The organism is Streptomyces sp. NPDC026246, assembly GCF_055567995.1.
The window spans coordinates 440,446-454,964 of sequence record NZ_JBVHPJ010000004.1 but is presented as its reverse complement, the minus strand read 5'-3'; the positions used below and the strand labels follow the sequence as shown (position 1 = coordinate 454,964).

At 73.4% G+C, this 14,519-nt stretch carries 13 protein-coding genes; 7 read left to right on the top strand and 6 right to left on the bottom strand.

The window, feature by feature from the left end; genetic code table 11:
- The 6 genes from ACZ4M5_RS14005 to ACZ4M5_RS13980 all read left to right on the top strand — a co-directional run bounded on the left by ACZ4M5_RS14005 (position 1) and on the right by ACZ4M5_RS13980 (position 5,985).
- Complete coding sequence (locus ACZ4M5_RS14005) at positions 1 to 312, top strand: urease subunit beta (protein ID WP_467736315.1); 312 nt, start codon at positions 1 to 3, stop codon at positions 310 to 312.
- Positions 305 to 2,026, top strand: a complete 1,722-nt coding sequence (locus ACZ4M5_RS14000) for an urease subunit alpha (RefSeq protein ID WP_467736313.1) — start codon at positions 305 to 307, stop codon at positions 2,024 to 2,026. Before ACZ4M5_RS14005 ends, ACZ4M5_RS14000 begins: the two co-directional genes overlap by 8 nt.
- A gap of 17 nt (positions 2,027 to 2,043) precedes the next feature.
- Positions 2,044 to 2,718 carry an urease accessory protein UreF gene (locus ACZ4M5_RS13995; RefSeq protein WP_467736311.1) on the top strand — a complete coding sequence of 225 codons (675 nt, stop codon included), beginning with the start codon at positions 2,044 to 2,046 and terminating at the stop codon, positions 2,716 to 2,718.
- Positions 2,719 to 2,807: 89 nt separating this feature from the next.
- Positions 2,808 to 3,485: an urease accessory protein UreG gene (gene ureG, locus ACZ4M5_RS13990; RefSeq protein ID WP_467736309.1), complete on the top strand. Its 678-nt coding sequence runs from the start codon at positions 2,808 to 2,810 to the stop codon at positions 3,483 to 3,485.
- The gene (locus ACZ4M5_RS13985) at positions 3,473 to 4,246 is read left to right on the top strand and encodes an urease accessory protein UreD (protein ID WP_467736307.1); all 774 of its coding nucleotides are present in this window, start codon (positions 3,473 to 3,475) and stop codon (positions 4,244 to 4,246) included. The genes ureG and ACZ4M5_RS13985 overlap by 13 nt, the downstream gene beginning before the upstream one ends.
- 146 nt (positions 4,247 to 4,392) lie before the next feature.
- Positions 4,393 to 5,985 carry an alpha/beta hydrolase gene (locus tag ACZ4M5_RS13980; protein ID WP_467736305.1) on the top strand — a complete coding sequence of 531 codons (1,593 nt, stop codon included), beginning with the start codon at positions 4,393 to 4,395 and terminating at the stop codon, positions 5,983 to 5,985.
- A 51-nt stretch (positions 5,986 to 6,036) separates the two neighbouring features.
- On the opposite strand, the gene ACZ4M5_RS13975 is transcribed toward ACZ4M5_RS13980, so the two are convergent.
- Together ACZ4M5_RS13975 and ACZ4M5_RS13970 are read right to left on the bottom strand one after the other, a co-directional pair.
- Complete coding sequence (locus ACZ4M5_RS13975; RefSeq protein WP_467736303.1) at positions 6,037 to 7,062, bottom strand: NAD-dependent epimerase/dehydratase family protein; 1,026 nt, start codon at positions 7,060 to 7,062, stop codon at positions 6,037 to 6,039.
- Between the two features lie 59 nt (positions 7,063 to 7,121).
- A complete protein-coding gene (locus tag ACZ4M5_RS13970; protein ID WP_467736301.1) occupies positions 7,122 to 7,838 on the bottom strand; it encodes a lysophospholipid acyltransferase family protein in 717 nt (238 codons plus the stop codon).
- 129 nt (positions 7,839 to 7,967) lie between these two features.
- Here ACZ4M5_RS13970 and ACZ4M5_RS13965 point away from each other — a divergent pair, with 129 nt between their 5' ends.
- Positions 7,968 to 8,423: an RpiB/LacA/LacB family sugar-phosphate isomerase gene (locus ACZ4M5_RS13965; RefSeq protein WP_467736299.1), complete on the top strand. Its 456-nt coding sequence runs from the start codon at positions 7,968 to 7,970 to the stop codon at positions 8,421 to 8,423.
- Here the strand turns inward: ACZ4M5_RS13965 and ACZ4M5_RS13960 are convergent, their stop codons facing one another.
- The 4 genes from ACZ4M5_RS13960 to ddaH all read right to left on the bottom strand — a co-directional run bounded on the left by ACZ4M5_RS13960 (position 8,424) and on the right by ddaH (position 14,456).
- Positions 8,424 to 9,665 carry a PP2C family protein-serine/threonine phosphatase gene (locus ACZ4M5_RS13960; RefSeq protein ID WP_467736297.1) on the bottom strand — a complete coding sequence of 414 codons (1,242 nt, stop codon included), beginning with the start codon at positions 9,663 to 9,665 and terminating at the stop codon, positions 8,424 to 8,426. It abuts the gene before it with no gap.
- Between the two features lie 67 nt (positions 9,666 to 9,732).
- Positions 9,733 to 12,192 (bottom strand): SpoIIE family protein phosphatase, encoded by a 2,460-nt coding sequence (locus ACZ4M5_RS13955; protein WP_467736295.1) that lies wholly within the window; start codon positions 12,190 to 12,192, stop codon positions 9,733 to 9,735.
- A gap of 192 nt (positions 12,193 to 12,384) precedes the next feature.
- Entirely contained in the window at positions 12,385 to 13,620 is a 1,236-nt protein-coding gene (gene rocD, locus ACZ4M5_RS13950; protein WP_467736293.1) for an ornithine--oxo-acid transaminase, read from the bottom strand.
- The gene (gene ddaH, locus ACZ4M5_RS13945; protein ID WP_467736291.1) at positions 13,617 to 14,456 is read right to left on the bottom strand and encodes a dimethylargininase; all 840 of its coding nucleotides are present in this window, start codon (positions 14,454 to 14,456) and stop codon (positions 13,617 to 13,619) included. The genes rocD and ddaH overlap by 4 nt, the downstream gene beginning before the upstream one ends.
- Positions 14,457 to 14,519: the final 63 nt, after the last annotated feature.

Below are 14,519 nucleotides of genomic sequence, written 5' to 3'. Positions count from 1 at the left end.
GTGATCCCCGGAGAGATCCTGTTCGCCGACGGGCCGATTGTCTGCAACCTCGGCCGCGAGGTCACCCGGCTCACCGTCCTCAACGCCGCCGACCGGCCCGTCCAGGTCGGCTCCCACTACCACTTCGCGGAAGCCAATCCCGGTCTGGAGTTCGACCGTGCCGTGGCGCGCGGCAAGCGGCTGAACGTCGCCGCCGGCACCGCCGTGCGCTTCGAGCCCGGCATCCCCGTCGAGGTCGAACTCGTCCCGCTCGCCGGTGCCCGGATCGTGCCCGGCCTGCGGGGCCGGACGGGAGGTCCCCTCGATGCCTGAGCTCTCGCGTGCCGCCTACGCCGACCTGTTCGGCCCGACGACCGGCGACCGGATCCGCCTGGCGGACACCGACCTGCTGGTGGAGATCGAGGAGGACCGTTCCGGCGGGCCCGGACTCGCGGGGGACGAGGCCGTGTTCGGCGGTGGGAAGGTCATCCGCGAGTCCATGGGCCAGGCCCGGGCCACCCGCGCCGAGGGCACGCCGGACACCGTCGTCACCGGCGCGGTGATCGTCGACCACTGGGGGATCGTCAAGGCCGACGTCGGCATCCGCGACGGGAGGATCACCGGCATCGGCAAGGCCGGCAACCCCGACACCATGGACGGGATCCACCCCGAGCTGGTCATCGGCCCGGAGACCGAGATCATCGCCGGCAACGGACGCATCCTCACCGCCGGTGCCATCGACGCCCACGTCCACTTCATCTGCCCGCAGATCGCCGACGAGGCCCTCGCGTCGGGCGTCACGACCCTCGTCGGCGGCGGCACCGGCCCGGCCGAGGGCTCCAAGGCCACCACCGTCACACCCGGCCCCTGGCACCTGGCGCGGATGCTGGAGGCGATGGAGGGCCACCCGCTCAACATCGGCCTGCTCGGCAAGGGCAACACCGTCTCCCACGAGGCGATGCTGTCGCAGATCCGGGGCGGCGCGCTCGGCCTGAAACTCCACGAGGACTGGGGTTCCACCCCGGCCGTCATCGACGCGGCGCTGACCGTCGCCGAGCGCACCGGCATCCAGGTCGCCATCCACACGGACACCCTCAACGAGGCCGGCTTCGTCGGCGACACGCTCGCCGCGATCGCCGGGCGCGGCATCCACGCCTACCACACCGAAGGCGCCGGGGGCGGGCACGCGCCGGACATCATGACCGTGGTGTCCGAGCCGCACGTGCTGCCCAGTTCCACCAACCCGACGCGGCCGTTCACCGTGAACACCGCCGAGGAACACCTCGACATGCTGATGGTGTGCCACCACCTCAACCCGGCCGTGCCGGAGGACCTGGCCTTCGCCGAGTCGCGCATTCGGCCGTCCACCATCGGGGCCGAGGACGTGCTGCACGACCTCGGTGCCATCTCGATCATCTCCTCCGACTCCCAGGCGATGGGACGCGTCGGGGAGGTCGTCCTGCGGACCTGGCAGACGGCCCATGCGATGAAGCTGCGCCGGGGCGCGCTGCCCGGGGACGGGCGGGCCGACAACCACCGCGTGCGCCGCTATGTCGCCAAGTACACGATCAACCCCGCTCTCGCCCAGGGCCTCGCCCGCGAGATCGGCTCGGTGGAGACCGGCAAGCTGGCCGATCTGGTGCTGTGGGAACCGGCGTTCTTCGGAGTCAAGCCGCACCTCGTGCTCAAGGGCGGGCAGATCACGTACGCGCAGATGGGCGACGCGAACGCCTCGATCCCCACCCCGCAGCCCATCCTGCCGCGTCCGATGTTCGGGGCGATCGGCCGGGCGCCCGCCGCCAACTCCGTCAACTTCGTCGCACCCCTGGCCCTCGACGACGGGCTGCCCGAACGGCTCGGGCTCGGCAAGCGGTTCGTGCCGATCGAGTCCACCCGCGGCGTCACCAAGGCCGACATGCGGGAGAACGACGCCCGGCCCGACGTGCGGATCGACCCGGACAGCTTCGCCGTGCACATCGACGGCCAACCGGTCGAGGCCACGCCGGCGGCGGAACTGCCCATGGCACAGCGGTACTTCCTCTTCTGACGGCCCGGGGTGATCCGATGTCGCGTGCGACGCTGCTGATCCTGGCCGACGGGCGGTTCCCCGCCGGCGGCCACGCCCACTCCGGCGGCGCCGAGGCGGCCGTCGGCGCCGGGCGCATCACGGGGCCGGTCAGCCTCGGGGAGTTCTGCCGGGGACGGCTGCACACGGCGGGCCTGACGGCGGCCGGACTCGCGGCGGCCGCCGCGCTCGGGCTCGACGCGGTCGCGCTGGACCGTGCGGCGGACGCCCGTACGCCCTCACCCGCGCTGCGGACCGCCGCGCGGAAACTGGGGCGGCAGTTGCTGCGGGCCGCGCGGACCACCTGGCCCTCCCGCGAACTCGACGCACTCGCCCGGGAGTTCCCCAAGGGCGCCCATCAGCCGGTGGTGCTGGGCCTGACCGCCCGGGCGGCGGGACTGGGGCCGGCCGACGCCGCGTACTGTGCCGCGTACGAGAGCGTGAGCGGACCCGCGGCGGCGACCGTGCGCCTGCTGAGCCTGGACCCCTTCGACGCGACGGGCGTCCTGGCCCGGCTCGCACCGGAGATGGACCGGGTCGCCGACCGGGCGGTGGAGGCGGCGCGCCGAGCCGTCGACGAAGGGACCGACGCGCTGCCCGCGGGGTCGGCGCCGCTGCTGGAGACGGGGGCACAAGCACACGCGGCCTGGGGAACGCGGCTGTTCGCCTCTTAGCCGGCCATGTCCCCGCCCCGGCGCCCACCGGACGGAAGATCCACCTCTCGGGCACCTCGCCCCTCCGACAAGACCGCAGGAGTCGCCTCATGCACCTCGACCACACCCACGACGGCCCGGCCGCCGTGGGCGCCGACGCCCTGCGCCCCGACGGCCGTCGCCGGGCGCTGCGCGTCGGGCTCGGCGGGCCCGTCGGATCGGGCAAGACCGCCACCGTGGCCGCACTGTGCCGGGCGTTGCGCGACGAACTGTCCCTGGCTGTCGTCACCAACGACATCTACACCCGGGAGGACGCCGAGTTCCTGCTGCGGGAGGCCGTGCTGCCGCCCGAGCGGATCACCGCGGTGGAGACGGGTGCCTGCCCGCACACCGCGATCCGGGACGACATCTCCGCGAACCTGGAGGCCGTGGAGGACCTGGAGGACGAGGTCGGCCCGCTGGACCTGGTGCTCGTCGAGTCCGGCGGGGACAACCTCACCGCGACCTTCTCCAAAGGGCTCGTCGACGCGCAGATCTTCGTCATCGACGTGGCCGGCGGCGACGACATCCCGCGCAAGGGCGGGCCCGGCGTCACCACCGCCGACCTGCTCGTCGTCAACAAGACCGACCTCGCCCCGTACGTGGGATCCGATCTGGCCCGGATGGCCGCCGACGCCAGGGCGCAGCGGGGCGAACTCCCCGTCATCCTGCAGTCGTTGCGCGGTGAGGCCGGGGTGGCCGACGTCGCCGCGTGGGTGCGGGACCGGCTCGCCGTGTGGTCGGCGTGACCGCGTACGGCACGGGGGTGCGGTCCGTCGCACGGATCGTCGCCCGCGACGACGGGCGGGGCGGGACCGCGCTGCCCGTCCTGGAGAGCGACGGTCCCCTGGCCCTGCGCCGCACCCGGTCGACCGGCTCCGAGGCACGGGTCGTGCTGGTGGGTGCCATGAGCGGGCCACTGGGCGGGGACCACTTCACCGTGGAGGGCCACGTGGACGAGGGCGCCCGGCTGACCGTGGGGTCCGCGGCCGCCACTCTCGCACTGCCCGGGCAGACCGGGGACGAGGCACGCTACGACGTCCGGCTGTCCGTCGCGGATCACGCCGAACTGCACTGGCTGCCGGAGCAGTTGATCTCGGTGCGCGGCAGCGACCTGCGCGTCGCCACCCGGGCCGACCTGGCCCCCACCGCGAGGCTCGTGCTGCGCGAGGAGCAGGTGCTGGGACGCTCCGGGGAACAGCCCGGGCGGTTGTCGAGCCGGCTGACCGTGCGGGTCGCCGAACGCGTCGTGCTCGACCAGGAACTGGCGTGCGGGCCCGGCGCGCCGGGCGGTTGGGACGGCCCGGCCGTGCTCGCCGGCCGGCGCGCCGTCGGCCAGCTCGTCGTCGTCCGCCCCGAGTTCGCCGCACGGCCGGTGACGGCCCGGATGCTGGGGGAGACGGCCAGTCTCATGCCGCTCGCCGGGCCCGCCGCGCTGGTCAGCGCCCTGGCACCGGACGCTTTGCGCCTGCGGCGCGTGCTCGACGAGGCGCTGCTGCTGCTCGCCTAGCCGGGCCACGTCCGTACAGCAGCACAACTTCTCCGTTTATCGGATTGGCAAAGAAGGGCGGCCGCCCCTGTTCCCGGACACCTCGCAGCCGCGAGGATCCCCCGTACTGATCGCAACGATGTACGGGGAGGTCCCCCTTGAGGGGTATGAGACCGACAAGGCGTATGACGGCGCTCGGTTCGGCCGGTGCGCTCGTCACGGCCACGCTGATAGCCGGCGCCGTCGCGGCGCCCACGGCCAACGCCAGCGCGGGCAGCGGCCACGGCCAGGACCGCGAGGCGCGCGGAGCCGCCGTCGCCGCCGCCCGGGCCGCGAAGACCGGCATCGACTGGCAGGACTGCCCCGCCGACTGGAACCTGGCCAAGCCGATCCAGTGCGGGTACGTCACCGTGCCGCTCGACTACGCCAAGCCGAACGGCAAGCAGATCAAGCTCGCCGTGGACCGCATCGGCAACACCGGCACGAAGGCCGAGCGGCAGGGTGCGCTCCTCTACAACCCCGGTGGCCCCGGCGGCTCCGGACTGCGCTTCCCGGCCCGCGTCACGTCCAAGAACCCGATCTGGGCCAACGCGGCCAAGGCGTACGACTTCGTGGGCTTCGACCCGCGCGGCGTCGGCCGGTCCACGCCCATCTCCTGCGTCGACCCGCAGGAGTTCGTCAAGGCGCCCAAGGCCGACCCGGTGCCCGACTCCGAGGCCGACAAGCGCGCCCAGCGCAAGCTGGCCCGCGAGTACGCCGAGGGCTGCCACGAGCGCAGCGGCTGGATGCTGCCGCACATGACCACGCCGAACACGGCGCGCGACCTCGACGTCATCCGCGCCGCCCTCGGCGAGAAGAAGCTCAACTACCTGGGCGTCTCCTACGGCACCTACCTCGGCGCCGTCTACGGCACGCTCTTCCCGGGCCACGTGCGCCGCATGGTCGTCGACAGCGTCGTCAACCCCTCCCGCGAGAAGATCTGGTACCAGGCCAACCTGGACCAGGACGTCGCCTTCGAGGGCCGCTGGAAGGACTGGCAGGACTGGGTCGCGAAGAACGACGCGACCTACCACCTGGGCGCCACCCGCGCCGAGGTCCAGCAGCAGTACCTGAAGCTGCGCGCCACCGCGAAGAAGAACCCGATCGGCGGGGTCGTGGGCCCGGCCGAGCTCATCTCCTTCTTCCAGAGCGCTCCCTACTACGACTCCTCCTGGGCGCCGGTCGCCTCGGTCTTCAGCAAGTACGTCGCCGGGGACACCCAGGCGCTCGTCGACGCCGCCGCCCCCGACCTGTCGGACACGGTCGGCAACGCCTCCTCGGAGAACGGCAACGCCGTGTACACGGCCGTGGAGTGCGCCGACGCCAAGTGGCCCACCAGCTGGCAGAAGTGGAACCGCGACAACACGCGGCTCCACAAGGACCACCCGTTCATGACGTGGGCCAACGCCTGGATGAACCTGCCGTGCGCCACCTGGCCGGTCAAGCAGCAGACGCCGCTGAACGTCAGGACGGGCAAGGGTCTGCCCGGCGTGCTCATCGTCCAGTCCGAGCGTGACGCCGCCACCCCGTACGAGGGCGCCGTCGAACTGCACAAGCGGTTCAAGGGCTCGCGTCTGATCACGGAGAAGGACGCCGGCTCGCACGGTGTCACCGGGCTGACCAACCCGTGCATCAACACGCGGGTCGACGCCTACCTGCTCACCGGCAAGCTGGACGGCGCCGACGTCACGTGCGCGCCGCACGCCACGCCGAAGCCGTAGCGGCAGCGGACCGAACGACGTGGGGCGGCCGGATCTCCGGCCGCCCCACGCTCATGCCGCGAACCAGGCGTCCTCCGCCGCGTAGTCGCACAAATCCGGGTAGGCCCGTGCCAGCAGCGGGAACGCCTCCCGCCAGTCCCGCCCGGACAGACGGCGGGTCAGCCACTCCACCGTCTCCGGCAGGCTCTCCGCGTACGACACCACCGGCCGGTAGCCCAGCTCCCGTCGCGCGGCGGACATGTCGCACACCACCGGATGCGGAACCGACCAGGGCGTACGGCCCACCGAAGGAGACGGCGCCGGCCCGGCCGGTGCCACCGTCTCGGTCCGGGCGCCCATCACCGCGTCGACGGCCGCGCCGATCTCCGCCACCGTCGGCGCTTGCGGATCACACGCGTTGAGCACCCGGGAACCGGGCCGGGCCGCGGCCAGGCGCACCAGCTCGGCGATGTTCCGGGCGGCCGCCGGGTGGAACCGGCTCCCGCCGCCGTACGCGAGCACCCGTCGGCGCCGGCCGTCGAGGTTGCGCTGCACGAAGTACAGCTCGCGGGGGAGCGGACTGTGCGGTCCGTGCACGGCGCCCGCGCGCAGCAGGGTCGTCGGCAACCGGGCGCCGGCGGCGAGCAGTTCGCCCTCCAGGGCCGCCTTGCCCGTGCTGTACGTGGCGTCGGAGGCGGCCACCGTCGGCTGGTCCTCCGTGATCGGCACCGGATACTCGGGGAAGCCGTCCGGTTCGCCCTGGGTGTCGAATCCGCGGCCTCTGCCGTCCTCGTACACGGAGACGCTGGAGACCACCACGGCCGAGCCGATCCGGTCCGCCAGGGCGGTCAACTGGCGTGCGTGGCGCGCCCCGTAGGCGACGACGTCGACGGCCAGGTCGCAGCCGTCGCCGATCAGCGCGGCGAGCGCCGCGTCGTCCTCGCGGTCCAGGCGCCGGGTGCGCACCTCGCCGGGCCAGGAGCCGTCCCGGCCGCCGCCGCGCGAGGCGGCCGTCACCTCCCAGCCGTCCCGGGCCAGCGCCGCCACCACCGGCCGGCCGATCTGCCCGCCCGCCCCGATCACCACAGCACGTCTCATGCCGTGACCGTAGGTCCTCCGGGGCGGGCCGGGGAACGGGGTTCTGCCGACGGCAGAGGTCAGCCCTGCGGCGACCGCCGGAACCTGCGCTGCCGGGCGGCGGCCACCTCGGCCTTCACGTCGGCCGCGTACCGGTCGACGTACTCCTGCTCGGACAGCGCCAGGATCGCGTACATGATCTCGTCGGTGATCGCCCGCAGCACGGCCTTCTCGTTCTCCATGCCCTCGTAGCGGGAGAAGTCCAGGGGCTCGCCGAAGCGGATCGCCACCGGGTGCAGACGGGGGACGACCTTTCCGGGCGGCTGGGCCTCGAAGGTGCCGATCATCGCGCAGGGCACGACCGGCACGCCGGCCTTGAGCGCCATCACCGCGACCCCGACCTTGCCCTTGTAGAGCCGCCCGTCGTGCGAGCGGGTGCCCTCGGGATAGATGCCGAGCAACTCGCCCTTGCCCAGGACGCCGAGACCCTCGCGGATCGCGGCCTGGCCCGCGTCCTTGCCGGAGCGGTCGACGGGGATCTGCCCGGCGCTGCGGAAGAAGAACGCCGTCAGCCGGCCCTTGACGCCGGGGCCGGTGAAGTACTCGGCCTTGGCGAGGAAGGTGATGCGCCGCTTGAGGATCGCGGGCATCAGGAAGTGGTCCGAGAACGACAGGTGGTTGCCGGCGACGATGGCCGCGCCCTCCGCCGGAACGTGCTCCAGGCCCTGGATCCGGGGTCGGAAGACCAGTCTCAGCAGCGGACCCAGCAACACGTATTTCAGCAGGTAGTAGAACAAAGCGGGCGCCCTTCGACTCTCGCGGGGGACTCGACCACCGCGTTCCAGCAGGTCAACCGGCATGTCGTGGGGTGCCAGTGTAGGTGCAGGAGCAGCCGCCGGACACCTGGTCCGGGTAGTCTTCCGGACATGCGCATCTCTGTCTCCTCGGACATGGACGAGCCCGTGGCCCGGGCCCTCGTGGACGCGCTGCGCGAGCGGGGCCACGAGGTGCGGACGCACGGCGCGCTGCGCCCCGGCGACGATCCGCAGTGGGCGGTGTGCTCCGAGGCCGCGGCCCGTGAGGTCGCCGAGGGGACGGCGGACCAGGCGGTGGTGTGCTGCTGGACCGGTACGGGAGCCTCGATCGCCGCGAACAAGGTGCCCGGCGTGCGGGCCGCCCTGTGCACGGACGCCTACTCCGCCGACGGGGCCCGGCGCTGGAACGACGCCAACGTGCTCGCGCTCAGCCTGCGCCTGACGTCCGGGCCGGTGCTCGGCGAGATCCTGGACGCCTGGTTCGCCGGCCGGCCCAGCACGGACCCGGAGGACCGCCAGAACGTGGACCGCGTACGGCTCCTCGACCACGGCAAAACCCGGCTGTAGTCACAGCCGCACGACGATGAGGGCGGTGTCGTCGGTGGCGCCGCCGGGCGGCAGCAGCTCCAGCAGGACGGTGTCGGCCAGCAGTTCGGGGTCCAGGGCGCGGTGCCGGCGCAGGGCGTCGGCGAGCCGCTCCAGGCCGGTGTCGATGTCCTCGTGCCGGCGTTCGACCAGCCCGTCGGTGTAGAGCACGAGCGTTGCACCTGCCGTGAACGCCGTCTCCGCCTGCGGCCGGGGGATCGGGTCGGGGCGTGCGTCGAGCGGCGTGTCCGTGGCCCGGTCGAGGAACTCCGTACGGCCGTCGGGGTGGACGAGCACGGGCGGCAGATGGCCGGCGCTGCTGTAGGTGATGGTCTGCCGGTCGAAGTCGATGAAGGTCGTCACCGCCGTCGCCGACTCGGCGCCGTCGACGACGTGCGCGTACCGCCCCAGCACGTCCAGGGCCTGCGCCGGTCCCTCGGCGACCCGGGACGCCGCGCTCAGCGCGCTGCGCAGCTGGCCCATCACCCCGGCGGCCCCCAGACCGTGCCCGACGACGTCGCCGACGGACACCCCGGTGCGGTGACCGCCGACCAGATCCACCAGGTCGTACCAGTCCCCGCACACGTTGAGCGCCCCGACGGCGGGCCGGTAGCGGACGGCGGCCCGGTGGTGGTGCCGGGTCTGCGGCCCGGCGGGCAGCATGGCCTCCTGCAGGGCCAGCGCCACCTCCCGCTCCCGCGAGTGCGCAAGGCGCAGCCGCTCGTTGAGTTCCTGCAGCTCACGGGCGCGTGTGTAGAGCTCGGCCTCCAGCACCCGGGCACGGCCGTCGCCATGGCCGTCGGAACGGCCCCGGGCCCGGATCAGCTCCGTGACCTCCTCGACGCGGTGCACGACGAGTACCACCCGTCCGTCGGGGGCCGACACGGGAGTGTTCACCGGGCTCCAGTAGCGCTCCTGCCACTCCCCGGGGCGTTGCGGGTCCTCCACGTCGTAGCGCTGCAGGGCCATCGCGTCCCGCTCGCCGGTCGCCAGGACGCGGTACAGCGACGCCTTCAGGTTGCGCACGCCCGTCGCCTGCGGGTCGTGGGGGTTGTCGGGGAAGACGTCGAAGAGGTAGCGGCCGACCAGCTGCTCGCGGGTGCGGCCGGAGACCCGGACGAACTCCGCGTTGACGTCCGCGTACACGAGCTGGGGCGTCAGCACGGCCACCATGCCGGGCAGGGACTGGAAGACCGCGGAGAAGTCGATCGCCGTTTCCGTCATGGCCGCCGCCTCACTGCTGCCGGAATCACCCCAGTTTCGCACGGCCTGGACAACCCCCGCCCGGATGTCAGTCCGGGAGGTCCGTGAGGGACTGCTCGGCCCAGATGATCTTCCCGTCGGCGACGAAGCGCGTGCCCCACCGCTGGGTGAGCTGGGAGACCAGCAGCAGACCGCGCCCGCCCTCGTCCGTCGTACGCGGGTGCCGCAGATGGGGCGCGGTGGCACCGCCGTCGAACACCTCGCACACCAGGGTGCGCTCGCGGATCAGACGGAGCCGGATCGTGCCGGTGGCGTACCGGATGGCGTTGGTGACCAGTTCGCTCACCACGAGCTCCGTGGTGAAGGCCAGCTCGTCCAGGCCCCACCGGGCCAGCTGCCGGGTGGCCGTGCGACGGGCCTCGGCGACGACGGCCGGGTCGGAGGGCAGCTCCCAGTCGGCGACCTGACCACTGCCGAGACGTTTCGTCCGGGCCATCAGCAGGGCCACGTCGTCGTAGGGGCGGGCCGGCACCAGAGCGTCCACCACCGTGCGGCAGTACGTCTCCAGCGGCCCGCCGTGCTCCAGTGCCCGGCGCAGCCGCTCCCGTCCGGCGTCGACCGCCCAGGTCTCGCCCCGGGCGAGCAGTCCGTCGGTGTGCAGGGCGAGGGTGCTGCCCTCGTCGAGCCGCATCGCGACCGCCTCGAAGGGCGGGCCGCCCACGCCGAGCGGCGGGCCCTGCGGGAGGTCGGCGAACACGACCGAGCCGTCGGGCCGGACCACGGCCGGTGCGGGATGCCCGGCCGCGGCCATCGCGCAGCCGCCGTCGACCGGGTCGTAGACGACGTACAGGCACCCCGCGCCCACGCACCGGGCACCCGCCGACCCCGCCGTGCCCGGCTCGGCGCCGTCCTCCCGCGCCGTGCGGGCCACCAGGTCGTCGAGGTGCGCCAGCACCTCCTCGGGCGGCAGGTCCAGTGCCGCCAGGGTCCGTACGGCCGTCCGCAACTGCCCCATGGCCGCGGCGGCGTCGATGCCGTGCCCGGGCACCTCGCCCACCACGAGCGCCACCCGGGCACCGGACAGCGGGATCAGGTCGTACCAGTCGCCCCCGAGGCCGGTCAGCTCGTCGGCCGGCCGGTAGCAGGCGGCCACGTCGACCGCGCCCTGCTCGGGCAGGCGGTGGGGCAGGAGACTGCGCTGCAGCACGAGCGCGGCGTCCCGCTCACGGGTGTAGCGGCGGGCGTTGTCCACACACACGGCCGCCCGCGTCACGAGGTCCTCCGCCAGCCGCAGGTCCCCCTCGTCGAAGGACTCCCGGCGGTCCCGGCGGAAGAAGGTGGTGACGCCGAGCGTGATGCCGCGTGACCGGAGCGGCACGGTCAGCACGCTGTGCAGGCCCAGTTCCCGGAACGTGGCGGGCCGGCCGCTGGGGACGTCCGTGGTCCAGTCCCTGGCCTGCGGGTCGATCCGCTCCCCGAGCCAGGACCGCCCGGTGGCCAGACAGCGGACCGGGGGCGTGCCGGGCCGGAACTCCACGACCTCGCCGATGGCGATGACGGCCTCCACCAGGTCCTCCTGCGCGGACCGGAAGCCGGCGCGGCGCAGCGCCACCGGCTCCCCGGTGTCCGCGAGCGGCCCGGGAGCCGGTTCGGCACCCCCGAGGACCGACTCCAGCAGGTCCACGGAGACGAAGTCGGCCACGCCCGGTACGGCCACGTCGGCCAGTTCCTGCGCGGTGCGGTTGAGGTCGAGGGTGCGGCCGATGCTCTCCCCGGCCCGGTCCAGCAGCGCCAGGCGCTGGCGGGCGCGGTGCCGCTCGGTCATGTCGACGACCGTGTAGTAGACGCCTATCGGCCGCCCCTGGTCGTCCTCTAGCCGGCTGAAGGACAGCATGTGCGCCGTCTCGCGCAGCGGCGCCGACCGCACTCGGCCGACGTGCTCGTAGCCGACCACCGCTTCGCCCGTCTCCAGCACGTGCCGCATCTGCGCCTCGACCGCCTGGGCGTCCATGCCGGGCTGGACGTCCGCGAAGCGCAGGCCGAGCCGGCTCGCCGCCGGTCCGCCGCCGAACTGCTCGAGAGCGGTGTTCGACCACACGAAGCGCAGGTCCGTGTCCACGATCGCGATGCCGACCGGCGCGTCGGCCACCATCTGCTCCAGCACCGTGCGGCTCATGTCCCAGCCGGTCGCGCCGGCCAGCTCCGACAGCAGCACCAGCCAGCGCGGGGCCCCCTGGGCCTCCTCGGCCGAGGCGATGCGGGCCGCGACCCTCACCCGCCGCCCGTCCCTGCGCCGGGCCGTCAGCAGCCCGGCCCAGCCGCCGTCCCTGCGGCACCGCTCCACCAGGTCCGGTACGCGCTGCGCGTCCTCGGCGACCAGCAGATCGGCCAGCTTCCTGCCGACCGCCTCCGACGCCGGGTACGCCAGCAGCCGCCGGGCGTCGCCCGTCCAGCCCGTCACCACGCCCCGAGAATCGAGCAGCAGGGGCGCGGCGTCGGCCACGTCGAACCGATGCCGGGCAACGCCGGACTCCTCGTGTGCGCCCACGGCCGACCTCTCTGTCGCTGAGAGTGGTCTACCACCTCTTGCCCCAATCTTCACCCTTCCGGCGCCAGGGGGCGGCCCGGGAGGGTCCGGTCGGGGCCCGGGCCACCGCCGGCGGGGGCGCGGGCCGGCGGTCGTCGCCGGGGCTCGCCGGTGGCGGCCGGGGAGAGCCGGGGCGGCCCCCCCGGCCGGATCTCAGCCCAGGACCTTCTCCAGCGCCGCGAGGGCGCCCGTGAGTTCCTCCGCCGTGATGGTCAGCGGCGGGGCCAGACGGATCGTCGAGCCGTGGGTGTCCTTGGCCAGGACGCCTTCGCGCATCAGGCGCTCGCTGATCTCGCGGCCGGTGCCGAGCGCCGGGTCCACGTCGACGCCCGCCCACAGGCCCCGGGAGCGGAAGCCGACCACGCCCCTGCCGACCAGGCCGGTCAGACCGTCGCGCAGGACCTCGCCGAGTTCGGAGGCCCGGCGCTGGAACTCGCCCGTCTCCAGCAGCTCGACGACCGCCGTGCCGACCGCGGCCGCCAGCGGGTTCCCGCCGAAGGTGGAGCCGTGCTCACCCGGGTGCAGCACCCCGAGCACCTCCCGGCGCCCGACCACCGCCGACACCGGCACGATGCCGCCGCCCAGCGCCTTGCCCAGCAGCAGCACGTCCGGCACCACCGACTCGTGCGCGACCGCCAGCGTCCGGCCCGTCCGGCCCAGCCCGGACTGGATCTCGTCGGCGATGAACAGGCATCCCTTGCGCCGGGTCAGCTCGCGCACGCCGGCCAGATAGCCGTCGTCGGGGATGATGACGCCCGCCTCGCCCTGGATCGGCTCGATCAGCACCGCCGCCGTCGTCTCGTCGACGGCCTCCTCCATCGCCGCCAGGTCGTTGTACGGCACGACCCGGAACCCCGGCGTGAACGGCCCGAAGCCGGCCCGGGCCGTCTCGTCCGTGGAGAAGCTGACGATCGTCGTCGTGCGGCCGTGGAAGTTGTCCGCCGCGACCACGATCGTCGCCCGGTCCTGCGGGACCCCCTTGACGTCGTAGGCCCACTTGCGGGCCACCTTCACACCGCTCTCCACGGCCTCCGCGCCGGTGTTCATCGGCAGCACCATGTCCATGCCGGTGAGCCCCGCCAGCCGTTCCGCGAAGGCGGCGAGCCGGTCGTTGTGGAAGGCGCGCGAGGTGAGGGTCAGCCGGTCGAGCTGGCGGTGGGCCGCCTCGATCAGCGCCGGGTGCCGGTGACCGAAGTTGAGGGCCGAGTAGCCGGCCAGCATGTCGAGATAGCGCCGGCCCTCGACGTCCTCCACCCACGTGCCCTCGGCCCGGGCCACGACGACGGGCAGCGGATGGTAGTTGTGCGCCAGGACGGGCTCCTCGGCGCGGATCAGCTCCTCGGAGCCACGGGTCCCGGGCGAGTCCTGGGTGCGGACGGGTGCGGTCATGAGCGGTTCTCCCGGATCTCCTGGGTGCAGCACTTGATGCCGCCACCGGCCTTCTGGAACTCGGACAGGTCGACGGGGACCGGGACGTAGCCGCGGTCGGCCAGCTGGGCGGCCAGTCCCGACGCCCCGGGCGAGACGAACACGTGACGTCCGTCGGAGACGGAGTTGAGCCCGAACGCCATCGCGTCCTCCCGGGTGGCGAGCACCGCGTCCGGGTACATCCGGGCCAGCACCTCACGGCTGCCCGGCGAGAACGCCTCCGGGTAGTAGACGATGTTCCCGTCGTGCCCGTCGTGCCCGTCGTCGAGGACGAACAACGCCGTGTCCAGATGGTAGAAGTACGGGTCCACCAGCGTCAGGCTCACCACCGGCACACCGAAGTACTCCTGCACCTCGCTGTGGGCCTCCCGCGTGGTGCGGAAGCCCGTTCCGGCCAGGATCCACCGGCCGGCCGGCACCAGGTCGCCCTCGCCCTCGCACACCGACTCCGGGTGGTACACCTCGTAGCCCTCCGTCTTGAACCACGCCTCGTAGGGCACGGACTCGGGACGGCGCTCCGGGGCGTGGAACAGCGAGCCGAAGACACGGCCGTCGACGACGACCGCGGCGTTCGCGGCGAAGACCATGTCGGGCAGACCGGGCACGGGTTTCACGATGTCCACGGTATGGCCGTGGGCGCGGTAGGTGTCGACCAGCGCCTGCCACTGGTCCAGGGCGCGGAGGACGTCGACGGGTTCGCCGGGGTGCATCCACGGGTTGATCGCGTACTGCACGGCGAAGTGTCTGGGCTCGCAGACGAGGTAGCGCCGCCGACGCGGCACACGGGAGTCGGGCACGAAGGGGTCCCTCCGCTTCCTCACGGTCCGTAATGAGTGGTTGACACAACGGTAGGAATCAGG